Consider the following 18,909-nt stretch of genomic DNA (forward strand, 5'->3'; position numbering starts at 1 on the left):
TAAAAAATTACCTAAAGGAATACCTTAGTAATATAGGGTTATCTGACTCTGAAACTAAATCGCGTAGTTGATATAAAACTGAATCGGAAATTTCAATATTATTCTTCTCTAATAATTCTGCCCTAAAAATAATACGCATAGGTTCCATAATTGAGACGATACCGTTAAATGAACCATCATGAGGGAAAATATCATAAATAGTAACCCCTATATTTGAGTCTTCTATTTGACTAAAAACTTTCGTGTCTTTAGTCTCTTTATTGTATAAAACAAATGAAATTGGCTCGAAACGAAAACTTATATATGTGTCATTTTCCCTAAAGCCATTGATTAATGTTTTATAATTATTTTCAAAACAATATCCTATAATATCGAAATCAATCAATTCATTATTAATACATTGAGGCAAATTACCTTTACCAAAATCAATTAAATACTTGCTCTTGTTTACTACCTCATCAAAGGAAATAATTGTCCGGTCTAATGGTTGATTATAGTAACTCTGGTTACTTTTAACCAGAGTTGGTTTCATTCCTCTAATCATTGGGTAATTGTAACTGTTTCTGCATTTTTCAAAAGTACTTTTTAAGAATAATCCTGTGGATTTATCATATTCGTGGATTACATATTTAAGCTTTTCATTTACCCCAGCTAAAACAATTTTGTGCCCAATAACTGCAATATGCGCCCCATAACAATCATTTACTTTAAAGCTGTTTTTAAAATTACCAGATAAATCATATCTATATACTTCTTTGGGGATCTCCATACTTACAATAATTTCATGATTCTCTTCATCTATTGAGAAATCTCCAATTTGCATATGTTCTCCCGGTCCTCTACCAATATTTCCAATTTTTCTAATAAATCTTCCATCCCAAGCAAACACAAAAATTGTTATTTGTTTTTTCTTAGTACATGACAAAACAGTTAAATAATTGAAAATCAATTAAATAATAATCTAAAGCATTTGGATAAAACCTTGATATTCAGTATATTACAGCTGATTACCACATCTTTTGTACTATACGTGAACACCAAGGTTGATAACAAATATAGCGAATTAATCCAACTGTTTAAAGAAACGACCGGATGGCATAAAGCACGGGTAAAGTGCACGATTTCAATTGTTTGTGCAATGTGCAAGTTACAAACGGTTTCGTTCGTAAAGCTTGCGCAAGGATTTGAGGGACAGGCAACCTACGAATCGAGCCATCGACGGGTGCAACGATTTTTCGCCGAGTTTCTTATAGAGAGGCGTTTACTCGCCCGGCTGATATTTGCTCTTTTGCCCTCTAAACCGCCCTACCGCTTGAGCATGGTGCAAAAAACGGTTCATACCCACCCAGGGAAAACGGCCATATCCGTTCACTTTTTTATAAGTTAGCCATGAAAATACAAAATTAAATTAGTTTTTAGGTTTTCTCATTGTATCCCCTTTTAATTCAAACCTATAAGCCGTATGCACCATTCTGTCGAGTATGGCATCAGCAGCGGTTGTGTTTGAGAGCATCACATCATACCAATCAGCAACAGCTAACTGACTCATAATTATAGAGGCTTTTCTTCCATGCCGGTCCTCTAAAAGCTCCATAAAATCTAATAACTGTTGGCCATCCATCACTTTTACACCAAAGTCGTCAATAATAAGTAAATCCATATTGGCCATTTTATCAAAGAACTTTGATAATGTGGCCTCTACCCGGTGTAAGGTTATTGTTTCAAAGAGTTTTTGGATATTGAAGTAGGCCACTTTATAACCCATTAAGCAGGCATGATAACCCAGTGCGGTACCCAGCCAACTCTTACCCGTTCCGGTGGCTCCGGTAATAAGGATAGGAGCTCCCTGCTTAAGATACTCGCCCGAGGCCATTTGCATTATTTTGCCGCGTTCAAGTCCGCGTGCTGCGTCAAAGTTTAATTCTTCAATGGTAACCTGGTAACGAAAACGGGCAGCTGAGATTAAGCGCGTATTGCGATTCTCTTTGCGTTGGTTTTTCTCTGCCTGTAAAAGCATTTGCAAGCCTTCATAGAAGGACAGTCCATCGATTTTGCGTGTTTCAAGAAGCGACGTCCAACACTGGGCCATCCCAGGCATTCTTAGACTCTTAAATTCATTTGCAATTTCATTCATTACACTTGTTTTTAAATGATTATTACTTGTTTATTTAAAATGGCTTTTACCCCTGACATTCTCATGGGAAGGAAACGCTTGTTGTGATTGGCTCATAGTAATCTCATAAATACCCCTGCATTTAGACTTTATCAAGCGATCAATGAAGGCGTAACGGTATCTTTGGTATAAAAGCGCAGTTTCACATGCCTTTTTAAACAAGTTTGGGTCTGTGGTGCGCTGTAGTTTAAGCAATCCGTCACAACCTCTGTAAAATGTTTCAACCGGAACATTGGCTGTTGCGAACATACATTCGAAGACCTGGCCAAGTTCGGCAAGAACACTGTGCCCCCTGTTAATGTAATACTGAGGCGATCGTTCTCGGAAGGCCAGCGTGTTCGATGCCAGATGGCTCTTCTCAAGGGTGTATCCTCCCTGTTTGTAATCTCGGGGATGCACCGCAATACATTCGCCTTTGATATAAATTTTAACCAGATTCCGGGTGTAGATGACATGTGATTTTTCTCCGATATGAATATGCGGTACCGAGTAGTGGTGCTTGTCGCGCCCCAGATAGATGCAGCCGTTAAGTCCCACCTGCAAATCAGCATAATGACGCACTTCAAACTTATCTTGGGGAAGTGGCTGCAACTGGCTTTTTTCGGTGGCTAAAAAATGCTCTTCGCGCGTGTATGGATGTTGTTGCATACGCTTGCGATTATGGGCCAGCATTTTCTCTGCAATGGCGCAATTGAGCTCCTCCAGAGAAAAGAACGTCCTGTTGCGCAGTTGAGCATATACCCGGTTATAAACAATTTTTACATGATTCTCTACTAATCCTTTATCCTTTGGGCGCCTGGGACGGGCAGGGACTACAACACAACCATAGTGATTAGCCATGTCCTCCATGATGCGATTGATTTGTGGCTCATAGGGATCGGTTTTAGATACAGCTGCTTTTAGGTTATCGCTTACGATAATTTTGGGAACGCCGCCCAGCGCATGAAAGCAAGAGGTAAGTGCATGGATAAAATCCTCACTCTTTTGCGAAGGGACAGCCATGGCAAAACCATAGTCTGTAGCAGGCATACAAGCTACAAACACCTGTACTTTTATCACCTCTGCGGTCTTCCGGTCAATGTATTCCATTGAGTCTCCGGCAAAGTCAATAAAAAGTTTTTCGCCGGGCACATATAAATCCTTTAAGATCGAAGAAGGGTTCTTCCGCTTGGCTTTGGTATGTTGCCGAAAATGGTACCGAAACTGTGTCAGACTATATCCATTGGGATTTTCAACAAGATACTCTTCCCATAGGGTTTTAAGTGTTACGTGCTTCCTTCCTAACTCCCTTTCGTAGTAGGAAAGTTTTTCTTTTAACTCTTCGAAGCGATTATCAACATAGGCTGGATTGCCTCCTGTCATCCGATGCTGTAATACCGGGTCTTCGAGATTTAACAATTCACTAATGGGCAAATGGTCTCCTTTAGCACGTTTAATGTAACGATTGACCGTTTCCTTGTTTATTGAAAGTTCTGTGGCTATTTGGCGGTTAGAAACGCCATTTTGATGTAGCCGGAGCATTTGTTTTACTTTACTCATGTCTTTTATCTTTCCTGCCATGGCTTTAATATTTCTCTATACAATTTGTGCATAGAAAAATAGTGGCAAAAAAGTGAACGGGTATGCTCCGTTTCGGATTTTAAACCAAGTCGTTACAAACTTAAAATGGGTGGCAATGCTCCGTTTTTCTTCCAATTTTCTTTAGCCAGAGAAAGGCTGGGTGGCAATGCTCCGTTTTTTAAACCATTTTTGGCCGTTTTCAGCGTTTTTGAACGGCAATGCTCCGTTTTTTGACGCCTTTTAGACCATTTTTCAGACTTCGACTAAGCCGTTTTTTGGGTGGCTATGCTCCGTTTTATCCAGTCCTTCAACAAAGTATTGACCTGCCATTGAGTAGTTATGTATATTGTTAATATACTTATCAAAACTGCAAAGCACATCAACAGGAATGGTTCTATTGGTAAAATCAAAGAGAAATTCTTCCTTAAACTGATCCTGTTCCATTGTTAGTAAAACCCCTTCAAAAAGATCAAACATTTTCAGATTTCCATTGATTACATATATTGGAGAAGCAATCGATATAGAATGATTAGGATAATTTTCAAACTTCAAATATCCAATATTTTGATTCCCTTCGGAGTCCAGTTGTACCAACGAATACACAGAAGAATAATTGCCACCTCTTCCTGTATATAAATATAATTCATTGTTATAAGACAAAATTCGAGAACTTAATGGGTCACCTTGGTTAATTCTCATTTCACTTAACAAATCGCCATGAAGATCATAAATGATAAGCTTTCTGTTTATATCTAGCACAAAAATTCGGTTAGTTAATTCACAAATGGTGAAATCTACAAGCTTTTGATACTCTCCTGGTCCCTTGCCATAATTACCAATGACTCTTATAAAACTGCCATTCGAATCAAACTGAAATATCCTTTTTGATTGTTCAGCATCCATTACATAAATATATGAATCAGTTAATAGAAACTTATCTATTTTTCCAATAATTGAATTTGAATCACTTTCTAATGTTATATATTCTACATCATCTATTATTTCGGATGACAGTACGCTTTCCAATACATTTTCGAATACTTTTATTTTCGTTATGTCGAAGTAGCTTTTATTGTTTCTGCTATTATTAGAATTACATCCTATAAACAATAAAACGGTCTGAATCACAACAAAAAATACACAAGGTGAAAAATTAAGTTTCATATTTGATTAATTTATTAATTGACTACTTGCCATGTAAAATTGCTTCACTACCTACACCACAAACAACCTGTTTTCTAACAAGTACAGTTTGAGGATTATAGAAGAACATAGCATCGATTAGAGTTCTTTGTTATGTTCTACAAAACACTGCCTAACAATCACACACTATATAGTGCTGTATATCTGACGCTTGTAATAAAAAATCGCTATTTTATTTAGAATGAGCGGCATTACCTGTTATATGAACATTGAGAGACAAACGACTCTTTAGTCTATCGCCATCGGATGAAGAAGAAGCTTCATTTCATTAAGAATCTCTCTGGTAGCTGAAGATTCAACTTTTATTTGCCCGTCAAGTATTTCTTGTGCAACCAGTTTGGCTTTGTCAAATTGTTCGCTTTCAACATATAGCTTTGCCAGCAGATATTTGGGAAAAAGCAAAGATGGAATCATATACACACTTTTTGTATATGCCTCTTCGGCTTCAGAATAATTCCCCAAAGCTTTGTGATTGTCGCCCAGAGTGTTTTGTATTATTTGGCTGCTATAACGTTGTTGTGCCAAAGCCAGTAACTCATTACTTTTAGCATATTGTTGATTCATACTTAATGCTTTGCCATACATTTGAAGAAACAGGCCATTCGATTTTAGTATTGGAAAAGCATCTTCATACGCATCTACAGCAAGACGGTAATTCCGAACATTGTACAAGCTTTCGGCAGAAGCCCAAATTTTCATAGCCTCATAATAAGCCTGTCGCTGAGGAACAAAAATGATAACAGAAACTACTGATAAAATTACTACAGTAAGTTTAAGCAACATAATTTTGAGACCATTAACAACAAGAATAGGTTTACCCGATTTGGCCAAAATTGCTACTAAAACAATGAGTTGAAGCACAAACGAACTGATATCAAATGGATAAGAAAACAAACTAAATACTATGATGGAAATCAAAGCACCATTAAAGCAGACAATCAACTTGTTGTCAGTATTTCGCGTTTTATCATCAGCATCTGGGCATTTAATATCTGGTTCATCATCCTTTTTTCTGAAAAAGATAACATAGAGGATGCCTGCCACCAATATAACAGCAATTAAACCCTTCTCGAGCCATACTTTGAGCAGTTCATTAAATGGGGCATCGGGCGAGCCAGCCACCAATGCCTGGGCGTTATGTCCTTTCCCGGAGGCAAACCAATTGGCCTGTTCTGTCATATATATCGCATTAAATGCACCGGTTCCATGCCCGGTTAACGGTTTTTCTGCTATTACTAGCGATGTGACCTGCCACATGAGCAGTCGGCCATTGGCTGAGCCTCTTTTCATCGCGTAAAGACCAAAACTGACAGCAAAAACAGATAAAAGGATAATAACTGCAATAACAACTCGGAAAGGCTTATTAATAGCAACAAACCTGTTTTTTAATGAACAAACAAGTGTAGAAAAATTTGGATGACCAGCAATTACGTATAAACTACCAGCAGCTGCCGCTACCCAGCCTGCCCTTGACTGCGCCGGAGGGAGAACCGTAATAATAGCTGCAAAGCTTAGCCACGCAAGAGACTGAACTACACGTCTTAAAACAAAATTAAATGACATCTTACTCAGCCATTTACCTGTTGAAATATGATTTTGTGGATTATTGGATACTTGACTTTTCAGATTATCGGAACCACCTAACAGATTCACCTTATAAAGTAGAAATCCTAAGGACAATGGCAACCCACTTGCAATAAAGCCTGAAAAGGGACCCGGATTGTGAAATGTGCCGGTTACACGAAACAATCCGTGATAGGACTTTTCCAAGCCATACAACTGCATTAATCCCAAAACGGACTGCAATAACAACACCACCAGCCATAAAACTGCAATCCCAATTAGCATCTCTCGCCTATGAGTACTTAATCGAATAAACAGATAAATGAGTCCCCAAATAGAGATTATAAATATTGTTTGAAACGTCGAAGTATATGGCGCAGCCAAAATCAATGATTCATTCACGAAATACCATCCGCAGAATATCAATACCAAAACATCAATAGCAGTTACATATATAATTTTGGTCAGCAAAAATAAAATTAGGTAGAACACCAAAAGCAACAAGAGACATTGCTCAAGCCCCCATTGCTTGGCTGTTACCAATGGATTAAAAAAGCCTGAATTTACTTGAAATGAAGAAGCGAACAACAGCGTGACTACAATCAAATTTATATATGTAAAAATGGGGTGTTGAAGAAGTTGCTTCGTCAGGTTTTGATACAAGAAAGAAATCATAAATATCTAAGGATTAAGGCATATAACAATACAAATCTTCTCTTATAACCAATAACACAAACCTATTGATTGAATGATAAAAACCACCGACCAATAAAACTTTTGGAGCTTTTTTCACGATACATAATAAATGATGCTTTTCCAGTGATGGCATTTTCGGGCACAGGTCCAAAATACCTGGAATCGCCGCTATCGTGACGATTATCGCCCATCATAAAAAAATAGTTATTGGTAAAGGTATAATGCGAACTATCAAGCGATTGATTCTCCAATTCGGTGATTACTCTACCGTACAAGATTTTAGCCGAATCGGTAAGTTCAATAGTCATCCCTTTATGCGGCAAAACATAGGGGCCAAAATCGTCAATATTCCAGTTGAAACTATCATGCAAAGGGAAAACAATAAAAGCTGTATCGGGTCGCATTGGATTAATGGATGATGACACTACCCCGGGCAAAGAGGTTAAATAATCCATCTGGCGTTGTGTTAAATGGCCATCGTATGCAAGCGGATTTTTGGTACGATAAATATTGAGATTTAAACTATCGATTAATGATGAAGCGATCAAATTTTCATTAAAAACGGTTTGAGAGTAAAAGATAACCCCACTGGCATCGGCTACCAACTTGCTATTAACAAATGTTTTACCGCTGATTATTTGAAACGTATCACCCGGTGTGGCTAAGCAGCGTTTGATGTATACATCGTTATCGTAAGGATGATTAAAGACCATTACATCATTAACTTTTGGTTTACCGAAGCCTTCAAATCGGTAATTCTCCCATTTAGCTTCGCCAATGCTGGCCGGTTTACCCTTTATGAGCCAATATGCTACCCCCAGCCAGGGAATCTCGTAAACCGATTTTGGCGCCTGAGGGCCGTAAATAAGCTTATTAACCCAAACAACATCGCCCGGAAAAATGGTGCGCTCCATTGATGATGAGGGAATAACATAAATACCGAAAACAAATAGCCTAAGAAATATGGCTAGAAAAACAGCACCAATAATCACCAACGGATAAACCAGATAGGTTAACCTTCTGAATTTAATAAGCAGTTTACTTTTTGATGTGTAAACCCAAAACGATAGCCAGATTAAGCCCACAAAAACAGCCATCCAGTAAATGCCAAAAACAATGTGCGCAATAAACACCAATGGGAATATAAACCTTAATAATTTCATCATAATAATTTTTGCAATTTAAAGGGTTCAGAGCAATCCCAAAACCGGACACAACTCACTATATACCACTGTTATTAAACCAATTACCCCAAGAACATAAAACCATAACTCTCAACTAAAAACCATGAACCCTAAACTAAAAACTAAAAACCATCAACCCTAACTATTTTCTTTCACACAAATAATAATAGCACAAGGGTATAAAATACAAACTCACAATAGTTCCGAGCACCATGCCGCCAATCACTGTTAAGGCCAAAGGCTTTTGGAGTTCATTGCCTATTCCGCTACCCCACATAATGGGAGTAAGAGCCAAAATAGTGGTAATACTTGTCATGATGATGGGTTTTAAGCGTCGCCGTCCTCCTTCTTTTATGGCTTTTTCGATGGGCATGCCCGAGCGGTAAAGGCGATTTATCGTGTCGATTTTTAGTATGGAATCGTTAATTACAATGCCACTCATAACCACAATACCAATCATGGACATAATATTAATTGTACCACCAAAAATCCATAATAAAAAGAGAGCTCCGGCCACATCAATAGGCACTTCGAGCAATAGTATGAGCGGCTGCCGTAACGACTCAAACTGAGCCGCCAGAATAAAATAGAGCAGAATTAACGACACAACAATCACCACCATCATCTCTTTAAGCATTTTACGGGCTGCAAACCAGTTACCCGAAAAATTTACGTTTACATCGAACTTTTGCTTTAGTTGGGATGATATATCAATAAGCCAATCAGACACATTGTTGGTAGGCAGCCGGTTAATATTTAGAGGCACAAAAGCACCTTGAGTACTACCATACAGAACTTTATAATCATCTCTATTGCTAACACTAACCAAAGCACTAACGGGAATTTCGGTATTTTGGCGATTTAACACTTTAAGCTCGTTAAACATTTTATTAACCGGCACCGGAGCGTTACCAATAACCATAGGCACGTATCCAACACCGGTATGTAGCACACCAACCTGATATGCATTAAGAGCCGAAAGCATCCGATTATACAAAACCTGATGATCCACATTATATAGAGCCATCATTTCGCTACGCGCCTTAATCTCGATATGTGAACCCGATGGTGGCGCCATAACATCAGCACCATTAGTTAAGTCTGACAAAAATTGAGCTATCTCGGTAGATTTAGCCAATTCGGGAATGCCTCTTGCACCTTCATCGCTAATCCTAAACACCATAAGCGCGTCGTCTTGATGAAAAAGTTTCTCGAAAACCGTTTCAGGATTGGCAAACGAGAAAATGGCCGTTGGCCATTTAGCTCTCACAACAGAAGAAAGATGGCTTTTAAGCTGTTCAACTTCTTTATCGTTATTACATTTAAAGTATATTTTTGCCTCCGATATTGATTGGTCTAAGTCCTTATGCAGAATATAGTTCTGGGTTCCGGTGTAACTATTACTAAATCTCACCCTATTAACAGCCTCTGACTTTATGATGTTAACACGCATCACGTTTTCATTAAGGGTAATGTTTTCATCCCAATCAATTACCATAAATGTATCGATGTGAGTGAATGCCGGGAAACGCTCCTTTGGCATATAGTAAGCCAACAGAAAAGCCGGAATTAAAAGGGCTAAAAACAGTATCATAACAACCACACGATGACGAAATACTTTTTCGAACCCTCTTTCGTAAAGCGTCTCTGTTTTAAAAAGATTAATCTTATCAAGAAAATGGGAAACCCTTCCTTTAGTAACAAGTTTTTTACTTGCCGATTTTTTATTGAAAAGGTGAAACAATACAGGAATCAACGTGATTGAAACAATAAGCGATGCCACCAACCCTATACCCACCGCCATTGCCTGATCGTAAAACAAGGCACCGGACACGCCACTTAGGAAGATAAGCGGCACAAACACGGCACAAGTTGTTAGAACCGACGAAATCAACGGTCTTATAACTTCGTTGGTTCCTTTAATACAGGCATTTCCAAGTGTTTCGCCACGTTCGGTATATTGCGTGATGTTATCGATAACAATAATTGAGTTATCGATAATCATCCCTATTCCGAGGATTAATCCCGACAATGAAATGATGTTGATTGACAATCCGGCGATATGAAAAAATAAAAGACTTATTACCAACGAGGTGGGAACAGATATACCTATTAACCATGGCGAACGGGCATCCTTCAGAAAAAAGAAGAGTATAAAAAATGCCAGTAATCCACCAAAAATAAGATTGGTTTGAAGATTGCTTATGGAATGGTCGAGTATAGCTGTCTGGTCACGCACAATCTCGAAGTTTATGCCTTTATAATTGTATCGGAAATGCCCAATAAGCTCCTCCACCCGTGCTTTTAACACATCCATGCGTGCGTCGGATTGCTTAATAACAGCCAGCGATAGTGCCGCCATTCCATCTCGCATAAAAACCCCTTCCTGTTGTTTTGGGCGCAAACCAATACTTGCCAATTCATCCAAACGCATCAGGCGCGTCCCAACTTTTAACCGGATGTTTTTAACATCGTCGACTGTGCGCAGACGATTGGCAAAACGTATGTTAAAACGATATTGTCCATCGGCAACTTCGATAGAACCCATTGAAAGGTTGTTTTGCTCCAGCGCATTGGTAATAACATGATGCGAAACACCTAGTGAGCGCAACAACTGCTCGTTTGGCTCAATATACACCTCGGGCTGCATGTGCCCTGTAACATCAACCATTGCCACTTCGGGCTGTTGCTCCAAACGTTTTATAATAACCGAGCGAATTAGTTCGCTAAGCTCCAGAAATTTAACCTCATCCGAATCCTCCATCCAAATATTGATATAGAACACAGGCAAATCGGAAGCAGTGGCTTTAATTATTGCCGGACGCTCCATATCGGCAGGCAGATGCCGCATGGCCTCGTCGGTTTTTTCATTCACATCCACAAAGGCATAATTAATGTCAGCGCCAAAACTAAAACGCATCCGAATGGTAGCTCTGCCATCGAAACTCTCGGAGGTGATTTCCTCTAAATGCGGCACCTGCATTAAACTATACCGCATGGGTGAAACTATCCCCTCCTCTATCTGACGTGCCGACTCCCCCGGTCGATTCAACTGAATGGTAATCTCCGGAATATCAATCTCAGGCATTAACGAAACAGGTAATAAACCACTCGATACTATGCCTAGCGTTAAAATTGCCATAAATGTCATTATTACGGCTATGGGGCGATGAATTAAAAATTTTATCATTAGTTTTTAATTTTATTACACGGAGGTTTTTCTCTGTGTTACTTTCTTATTACACGGAGGGCACTGAGGTGGCACAGAATTTCACGGAGGTTTTAACTTTTTCTCTGTGTAGCTCTGTGGTTCTCTGTGTGACTCTGTGTTACTTTTCTATTACACGGAGGGAACGGGGGTGGCACGGAGATACACGGAGTTTTTTCTCTGTGTAGCTCTGTGGTTCTCTGTGTTACCATGTGTTTCTCTGGTACTTTTTTATCAAAATCAAAGGTAACCACACCACCACTGCCAAAAGCGAAAAAACCAATCCACCTATTGCACCGGCTGATAATGAGAACCAGAAGCCCTCGTTTTTGCCGGCCAATAAAAATGGCAGCAATCCTACTATGGTAGAGATGGTTGTTAGCACTATGGGTATAATTTTATGGTTAAAGGCTTTTAGAAACAGCTTAAGATTATTGTGATTAGGCTTTTTGATTTTCATATTATTATAATCGTTTATGATGTAGAGAACTGCGTTAACAGTTAATCCGCACAATAATATCATGGCAGCATAACCGCCCTGGTCGAAGTTTATTTTAAATAGTGAGAATGTAAGAAACAAACCAATAAACGAGACCGGGATAGCTGCAATAACAGCCAGTGGTTGCAGTAACGACTCAAACAGTATGGCACATAACACAAACACCACCAATACCACAATAAGCAGTAACCAGTATTGGCTTTTCTCTTCCCTGTTCCATCCCCACCATGAACTTTGGTCGATGGCAGCAAACCCCACGGGCAACTGGTCGTTTATCATTTCAAGATACCTGTCGCGCACCCTTCTATTAAGCTCCCAGGGGCCAATAAAATCATACTCTACCATTAATCTATATTCCTGATTCTCTTTGCGTATCATATCACCCGTACGTTCACGGTTCAGGAAACCCACATCTTTTAGGCGGAATGCCGCCGTGCCGGAACGTAACATATTGTTGTTCATATCCCAAACCGATGTTGTGCCTGCATTTGCTTCTCTCAGATATACGGCTGTTGATGTTTTATTGCCTGGTATATTACCTGCGAATAATTCGCGTGGCGATTGAAACAATAGCTCGTAGTATATGTTTCTCAGAGAACTGCCAACTTCTTCAAGCTTATCAGGATTGAGTCCCATAACAAAGCCGTAACGCGGTTTCCCTCGCCACGAACTGCCCGTTTGCAGGATAACCTCCTGGATACGACTATTCTTCATCAATGAATCCCTGAAAACAGCGGCTTGCTCAAGTAATAACTCATAGTTATAACCACTAAATTCTATGCGGTTATTGCGCATCCCATCATGAAAAGCATTGCTAAAACCTTGTCCTACACCGTAAATAGAAAAATCGGCGCTACCAATCTGTATGGCTTGACGTATCAACTCATTTTTGAGCACGTGCGGAAATGAGCCGTTTTCAAATTCTGGTTTAAATGATATATCTAGAGTTGCGTTATCGATATTGTTAATATGGGTTGTAAACAAGTCAATTTCATCGAATTGCGCCAAATAATTCTCCAAACCAATAAACACATCGTTCATCTGGTGAATGGTTGAACCATCGGGCATTGACCCACGGGCATATAACCGTGTTCGTGCAGCATCCCAATTAAAGCCCGACGAAGAATAATAATTCGTAAACCAATACCAGCTACCTCCCAATATTTTATTTACCCACGGTTTGACCTCCGAAATAAAGGTTGGGTTGCCCAATGTTTGGTTATAGGATTTATGATACCATCGTGTGTCGTCACCCTCCTTAACGACCAATTTATCGGGGATAAAAAACACCGGAAACCCGAATCCCCAAACTATAACAAGAATAAATGCCCAACGCCATCGGAAACCAAAACGCAAAAAACGTTCGTACCAACGCGAAAACTTAACCACACGTCGTCGTCGGCGAATAAAGCTTCGCTTATTGGAGCTATTTATTGGCAACTGATGAAGCAATGAGGGGACGAAAAAGAGAGCCACAAAAAGCGAAACGCCAAGATTAACCATCATAACAATGGCAAAATCAATGAGGTTAAGACGTTGTTCCTCTTTCAGAAAAAAGATTACAACCATTGAACCCATGGTTGTGAGTGTAGCTGCCAGTATCGCCAAAAAAGCGTTTCTATTACCCGAATGCCGAATGTGATCAGCCATAACAATGGTGTTGTCGATTATCATTCCCAAAGAAACGGTAATGCCGGCTAAGCTGTAAAGGTGAATCTCTATACCTAAAAAGTAATAGAATATTACTGCTATGCTTAAGTTTGCCAACAGACTTAAAGCTATAATAAACAGGTAACGCCATTTGCGACTTATCAGCAAAACAAACAAAAGGAGAATAACAAGTGCCAGCAAAGCTCTTGAACTAATCTTTTGAACCTCGGCATTTATCTCTTCGGAAGCATCATAATTAACCAGCATGGAAAAATTTGGCGGAAACCCCGGCTTTAGCTCTCCAATCACGTTCTTTACTTTAGCAGCCAGCTCAACCTGGTTCGCTTCCCGAGTTGAGTGTACTACCAAATAAATAGAACTTAACCCGTTAACGCGATAATATGAGCGGGGCTCACTCTCTTTTAATCGTGGTGTTGCCACATCGGTTAGCCTGATAACACGGTTATTGTAGTTGCCGACAATAAACTCGCTCCATTGAACCGAATCAGACGGCATTCCATTTAAAGTAAGGTTTATGGTTTGGGTGTTTGAACCCTTCTCTAATATGGCAGCACCTAACTCACGCCTTACTAGCTGGTTTCGCACGGCTTCACGCAGATGATTTTCATTTAGTCCTACCGAGTTAAGCATGTTCTTATCGTACTCTAACTCCCACTCTGTGGCCGCTGCTCCATAAGAATAAACACTGCTAATATCGGGCATGCTGCTTATTCGTGGAACTATATACCTGTCAACATACTGTTTAATGGCAAAACTGCTACCTTCACCATTAACGGTGTAAACCAATAGCTGAGGACTATCTTCGTAGCCCCCCCAGCCATAACTCACGCGCGGCAACGCCACTCCCTCGGGTAAGCGGTTATGTAAACTACGCATTATGCCGGCAGCCTCAAATCGCGCGGCATCCATATCAACTCCCTTCTTAAACGACAGCCGTATCGACCCCCGCCCTTCGTAAGACTCTGAAGTGATTCGGCTTACACCTCGCATCGCCGACAGCGCTCCCTCAATAGGCGAGGTTACTTCCTTCTCTATTACTTCAGCACCCATCCCATGCCAACTATACCCCACATGAATGGTGTTACCCTTTTGCTGCGGCTTCAACTGAACCGTTAAACGAGGTATTAACACCAACCCGATGATGGTTAGCAGTATGAAGATGATGTTTATGGAAAAGGAGTTTTTCATTTTTTTTATTACACGAAAGTTTGTTCACTGTGTTACTTTCTTATTTCACGGAGGGCACTGAGGTGGCACGGAGATTCACGGAGGTTTTTTCTCTGTGTAGCTCTGTGAATCTCTGTGTGACTCTGTGAATCTCTATGTAATTCTTTTTTTTTGTTACACGATGTCTTGTTTTTATGTGTTACCGTTTTTGTTACACGGAGGGCACTGAGGTGGCACGGAGATTCACGGAGGTTTTTTCTCTGTGTAGCTCTGTGAATCTCTGTGTGACTCTGTGAAACTTTCATATTACACGGAGGTTTTTCTCTGTGTTACTTTATTGTTGCACGGAGGGCACTGAGGTGGCACGGAGATTCACGGAGGTTTTAATTTTTTCTCTGTGTAGCTCTGTAAAACTCTGTGTGGCTCTGTGTTACCGATTTTGTCAAATCAATTTTTATAAAACATACCTCTTTATTCCATGTTTTAATAGTTTAACATTAAAATTTATCAATAACCCTACCTCTTTTCGGGCAAATTTCATATAAGTTAGAATCTGAGCTTCATGTACTTCGTGTAGATCTTCAACTGCTTTCAATTCGACCACTACTTTATCTTCAACCAATAGATCAAGCCTATACCCATAATCGAGTTGAATGTCCTTGTATATGATTGGAACAGGAACTTGGCGAGTAGCTTTTAATCCTGCATTTTGCAATTCATAATACAAACACTCTTCATATGCGGACTCGAGTAATCCAGGACCCAGTGTTCTATGAACCTCTAAGGCACAACCAATTATTTTTTCAGTTAGGTGGGTATGTTTCATATCATTATAAGGTTTTAAAGGGGTCTATCAGAAATAGATATTACACTTCGTTGAGCGGAGTATACAAAGTGTAAATAATAATAACTCCGTGCATCTCCGTGCTACCTCAGTGAACTCCGTGTACCAAAATCACCTCTGTGTCGCTAAAATTCATCGCCGTGTAACATTACTTTCGTGCGCCAAATTCAAATTATTCTCCACTATAACCTCCATACCTTCTTCCAGTCCTTCGGTGATGGTGACGTGGGTTGAGTTTTCGTGGCCGGTTTTTACATATTTCCAGATGGCTTTGCCGTTCTCGTAGATGAATACTACCTGACGATTTTGGCGGTATAGTACTGCTTCTTTAGGGATGACAAGGCTGTTTGGCACTGCATTTTTTAACAACACGCGAGCGTTCATTCCATCCATTAGGCGATGGCCGGGATTGGGAACGGTGGCGGTGATACGCACCATTCCTTTATCGTCAACTGCCGGGTTTATGCTGGTTACTTTGCCTGTAAATGACTCTGTGGGCATGGCAAAGGGGGTGAGTTCGACCTGCTGGCCGGTTTGCACACCCAACATCTCGGTTTCTAACAGATGAAAAACCAGGTGCATGGTGCTTAAATCCAATATTTCGCAAAACTCTTGAAAGGCATTTGAGGGGTTATGAATGCGTGCTTCGAGGTTGGTTACAACACCACTAACGGGAGCCAATATCGATGTATGGCCCAGGTTGCGCCTGGCTTCTTCAACGGCAATGGCAGAAGCGTTATATCCACTTCTTATGCGTGCCATGCTCATAATATTTTCAGGAATCTTTGTGCTATCTTTCAGCTGATAACCAAAGCCTAAGAGCCGGTCTTCCAAATCGATCACCGACTGCAAGTAACGGTTATTGGCTTCATCTAAACGCTTTTGATAGGTGAAAGCATCTACGCTACCCAACACTTGCCCGGCAACAACACGCTCACCTTCGGTTACATGAACGGCATTAATTTGTTCCTGCACCCGAAAAGGTACCACAGCCTTGCGTTGAGCCTCTAATCGGCCATTGCTGACCAACTCCAACTGAAAACCAGTTTTTAGGGCTTTTACTGTTCCAACCTCAACAGATGTGGGTTCAACGTAAGATAAACGGGCGCTTTCTGACACATCACCTTCCGATGCATCGCCGGCTTTGGAGGTGGTACAGGCATAGAAAATAGCTGCTATGAATATGGCTACGAGGTGTTTCATGGGATTATGGATTAGAGTTTTTGAGTTTAGGGTTTAAGGTTTATAGTTGGGGGTTTATCACAATTGACTACTTACTGTTAACAGTTTTGTGAAACAACTTTTGCATATCTTCATTTATCCATGGGGCACCAACCATTTTTATTTTGTTCTCCGAGTCGATTAATACAGAAGCATCAATTATCCATCGGGGAATATTATTATTTTTATCAATAAAATAGAAATTCGGATCAATTGCTATATAAAAATCGTTATTTACTTCTTCGATTTTATTTATCTTCCTTATAAAATCATCATAATTATAACTAGCAATGATGAACAATACTGTATGTCTATCCGTTTCTAACTCTGGATTACTCATTTGTCTAGACCATTCAAGATAATTATAATAACATGGTGTACAATCGTCCTGTAAGTAAACCACATAAATGTAATTATACTCCTTCCTAAATTCCAAATATGGAACTAATTTTTGATTATGATATACGGAATCAATGTTTTCAATATAAAGCTCATTGTTTAGGCAATTTCGTATATCTTTTTCTCTAGAATTCACACAACCCAATAAAGACATAATCAAAGATAATAGACAGACTTTATTGACAATTGAAGAGTTTGTAAAAACCTTTATATGAAAATCATCTAACTTAACTAACATAAATAAAATTTTACATTGTGAGGATTTAATAATGAGAAATAGAATTGACAACAAGCCCATTACTGCCTTATTATCAATATAATTGGATTGTCATCAATACAGACTTTTTTATTAATATTCGCAATTTCTATGGTTTTAGTACTACCAGGAGTTAATTCATCAAAAAAATCAGAAACATCACATCCAAAGAGAATCATGTCTTCCTGAAACCCAACAGGAGGGAATTTTAAAGAAGGTATTTCTGGTAGCCCGAAGTAGCTAGACAAGGATTTATTCTCATATACTTCATTAAAATTACTACTATTAATAGCATAGCAAGAGGAACTATCGTCATCAATTCCTATTAAATAATATCCTCCATAATAAAACGCATAAGTTAAAACAGGAACATACTTTCTCCTCTTGGCTTCATCTCTGAATGCGGATCTATTATGGTCATAAAATCTCTTTGCAAAATCTTCTGGAACTTTTCTATTTCCCAAATCAAGACTAATAATCTTCACAAACGATTCATTCTTATATTGAAATAAGCTAAATATATTAGGATTAAAGAACATCACACTATTACCTTTATAAAAAAAACTATTCTGAACCATTAGATTAGTAGAAATAGCATAAGGACTATTACTGATTGAAACAAATCGTTCTCTAATCATATTTACAGGAACTTCATATCTACCAACGAAGAACATTTCACCTTTACCCACAAAATTGCAAATTAGAAAAAGATTATTACTGTCTAATGAGAATATATCAGAACTATAAAATTCATCTAACTGGGTTCTTTTAATGAAGTTTCCAGAATAATCATAAACATTAATAAATCTAGCCATGTCTAACACGTAAATTATTTCGCTTATTGGATCAACTGCAAATGAGGACACCTGTAATACTTCCCCTGGTCCATTGCCAATAGATAATTTAGATATATACATTCCATTGCCATCATATATATAAAGATTACAATCAGCCAATATAAATAATCTATCATTATTTGAGTCAAGGTATGCTTTCTGTACATATGGAATTGTAGAATCAATAGTTCTTTCTAACTGAATTAACTCAATAGATGAAAGCGAAAATTTAAGGGTTTCATGTTTAGTTGCATCTAACCTGACCTTTGGAACATGATCTCTATGATTCCTTTCTCTCATGCAACTATACATAAGAAAAGCGATTAAAACTACTCGTAAAGTTATATGTTTCATTATTAGAAAATTTGCATTTGAATTATTATGACGATGGTTGAGAAAGTCTTTTCTCAACCATCAAAAATTAATTTA

At 39.0% G+C, this 18,909-nt stretch carries 13 protein-coding genes; 1 reads left to right on the forward strand and 12 read right to left on the reverse strand.

Features of this window, described 5'->3' with window-relative positions; genetic code table 11:
- Positions 1–7 precede the first annotated feature (7 nt).
- On the reverse strand, positions 8–925 hold the full coding sequence (locus ALKIM_RS0100405; protein ID WP_026472938.1) for a 6-bladed beta-propeller: 918 nt from the start codon (positions 923–925) through the stop codon (positions 8–10).
- 213 nt (positions 926–1,138) lie between these two features.
- On the opposite strand from ALKIM_RS0100405, the gene ALKIM_RS19710 reads away from it, so the two are divergent.
- Positions 1,139–1,387, forward strand: coding sequence for a hypothetical protein (locus ALKIM_RS19710; protein ID WP_157363668.1), 249 nt, complete (start codon positions 1,139–1,141; stop codon positions 1,385–1,387).
- 21 nt (positions 1,388–1,408) lie between these two features.
- On the opposite strand, the gene istB is transcribed toward ALKIM_RS19710, so the two are convergent.
- From istB to ALKIM_RS0100470, 11 genes are all read right to left on the reverse strand, one after another.
- Positions 1,409–2,134 carry an IS21-like element helper ATPase IstB gene (gene istB / locus ALKIM_RS0100415; RefSeq protein ID WP_026472940.1) on the reverse strand — a complete coding sequence of 242 codons (726 nt, stop codon included), beginning with the start codon at positions 2,132–2,134 and terminating at the stop codon, positions 1,409–1,411.
- A gap of 30 nt (positions 2,135–2,164) precedes the next feature.
- Positions 2,165–3,733 (reverse strand): IS21 family transposase, encoded by a 1,569-nt coding sequence (gene istA, locus ALKIM_RS0100420; protein ID WP_026472941.1) that lies wholly within the window; start codon positions 3,731–3,733, stop codon positions 2,165–2,167.
- A 252-nt stretch (positions 3,734–3,985) separates the two neighbouring features.
- Positions 3,986–4,897: a 6-bladed beta-propeller gene (locus ALKIM_RS0100430; protein WP_026472942.1), complete on the reverse strand. Its 912-nt coding sequence runs from the start codon at positions 4,895–4,897 to the stop codon at positions 3,986–3,988.
- Between the two features lie 267 nt (positions 4,898–5,164).
- Positions 5,165–6,784, reverse strand: a complete 1,620-nt coding sequence (locus ALKIM_RS0100435; protein ID WP_162148774.1) for an O-antigen ligase family protein — start codon at positions 6,782–6,784, stop codon at positions 5,165–5,167.
- A gap of 452 nt (positions 6,785–7,236) precedes the next feature.
- The gene (gene lepB, locus ALKIM_RS0100440) at positions 7,237–8,361 is read right to left on the reverse strand and encodes a signal peptidase I (RefSeq protein WP_026472944.1); all 1,125 of its coding nucleotides are present in this window, start codon (positions 8,359–8,361) and stop codon (positions 7,237–7,239) included.
- 160 nt (positions 8,362–8,521) lie between these two features.
- Complete coding sequence (locus tag ALKIM_RS0100445; protein WP_026472945.1) at positions 8,522–11,569, reverse strand: efflux RND transporter permease subunit; 3,048 nt, start codon at positions 11,567–11,569, stop codon at positions 8,522–8,524.
- 223 nt (positions 11,570–11,792) lie between these two features.
- A complete protein-coding gene (locus ALKIM_RS0100450) occupies positions 11,793–14,945 on the reverse strand; it encodes an efflux RND transporter permease subunit (RefSeq protein ID WP_026472946.1) in 3,153 nt (1,050 codons plus the stop codon).
- Positions 14,946–15,378: 433 nt separating this feature from the next.
- On the reverse strand, positions 15,379–15,750 hold the full coding sequence (locus ALKIM_RS0100455) for a GxxExxY protein (protein WP_026472947.1): 372 nt from the start codon (positions 15,748–15,750) through the stop codon (positions 15,379–15,381).
- Positions 15,751–15,900: 150 nt separating this feature from the next.
- Complete coding sequence (locus ALKIM_RS0100460; RefSeq protein WP_044117649.1) at positions 15,901–16,971, reverse strand: efflux RND transporter periplasmic adaptor subunit; 1,071 nt, start codon at positions 16,969–16,971, stop codon at positions 15,901–15,903.
- A gap of 67 nt (positions 16,972–17,038) precedes the next feature.
- Positions 17,039–17,626 carry a hypothetical protein gene (locus ALKIM_RS20120; RefSeq protein ID WP_157363670.1) on the reverse strand — a complete coding sequence of 196 codons (588 nt, stop codon included), beginning with the start codon at positions 17,624–17,626 and terminating at the stop codon, positions 17,039–17,041.
- Between the two features lie 59 nt (positions 17,627–17,685).
- The gene (locus tag ALKIM_RS0100470) at positions 17,686–18,780 is read right to left on the reverse strand and encodes a 6-bladed beta-propeller (protein ID WP_044117650.1); all 1,095 of its coding nucleotides are present in this window, start codon (positions 18,778–18,780) and stop codon (positions 17,686–17,688) included.
- Positions 18,781–18,909 lie beyond the last annotated feature (129 nt).

This window comes from Alkaliflexus imshenetskii DSM 15055 (assembly GCF_000517065.1).
Taxonomy (GTDB): Bacteria; Bacteroidota; Bacteroidia; order Bacteroidales; family Marinilabiliaceae; genus Alkaliflexus; species Alkaliflexus imshenetskii.

Coding starts and splice junctions, on each gene's coding strand:
- ALKIM_RS0100470 (WP_044117650.1), bottom strand. CDS start 18,780: ATGAGAGAAAGGAATCATAGAGATCATGTTCCAAAGGTCAGGTTAGAT.
- ALKIM_RS0100445 (WP_026472945.1), bottom strand. CDS start 11,569: ATGATAAAATTTTTAATTCATCGCCCCATAGCCGTAATAATGACATTT.
- ALKIM_RS20120 (WP_157363670.1), bottom strand. CDS start 17,626: ATGTTAGTTAAGTTAGATGATTTTCATATAAAGGTTTTTACAAACTCT.
- ALKIM_RS0100460 (WP_044117649.1), bottom strand. CDS start 16,971: ATGAAACACCTCGTAGCCATATTCATAGCAGCTATTTTCTATGCCTGT.
- istA (WP_026472941.1), bottom strand. CDS start 3,733: ATGGCAGGAAAGATAAAAGACATGAGTAAAGTAAAACAAATGCTCCGG.
- ALKIM_RS0100455 (WP_026472947.1), bottom strand. CDS start 15,750: ATGAAACATACCCACCTAACTGAAAAAATAATTGGTTGTGCCTTAGAG.
- ALKIM_RS0100430 (WP_026472942.1), bottom strand. CDS start 4,897: ATGAAACTTAATTTTTCACCTTGTGTATTTTTTGTTGTGATTCAGACC.
- lepB (WP_026472944.1), bottom strand. CDS start 8,361: ATGATGAAATTATTAAGGTTTATATTCCCATTGGTGTTTATTGCGCAC.
- ALKIM_RS0100450 (WP_026472946.1), bottom strand. CDS start 14,945: ATGAAAAACTCCTTTTCCATAAACATCATCTTCATACTGCTAACCATC.
- istB (WP_026472940.1), bottom strand. CDS start 2,134: ATGAATGAAATTGCAAATGAATTTAAGAGTCTAAGAATGCCTGGGATG.
- ALKIM_RS0100435 (WP_162148774.1), bottom strand. CDS start 6,784: ATGCTAATTGGGATTGCAGTTTTATGGCTGGTGGTGTTGTTATTGCAG.
- ALKIM_RS19710 (WP_157363668.1), top strand. CDS start 1,139: ATGTGCAAGTTACAAACGGTTTCGTTCGTAAAGCTTGCGCAAGGATTT.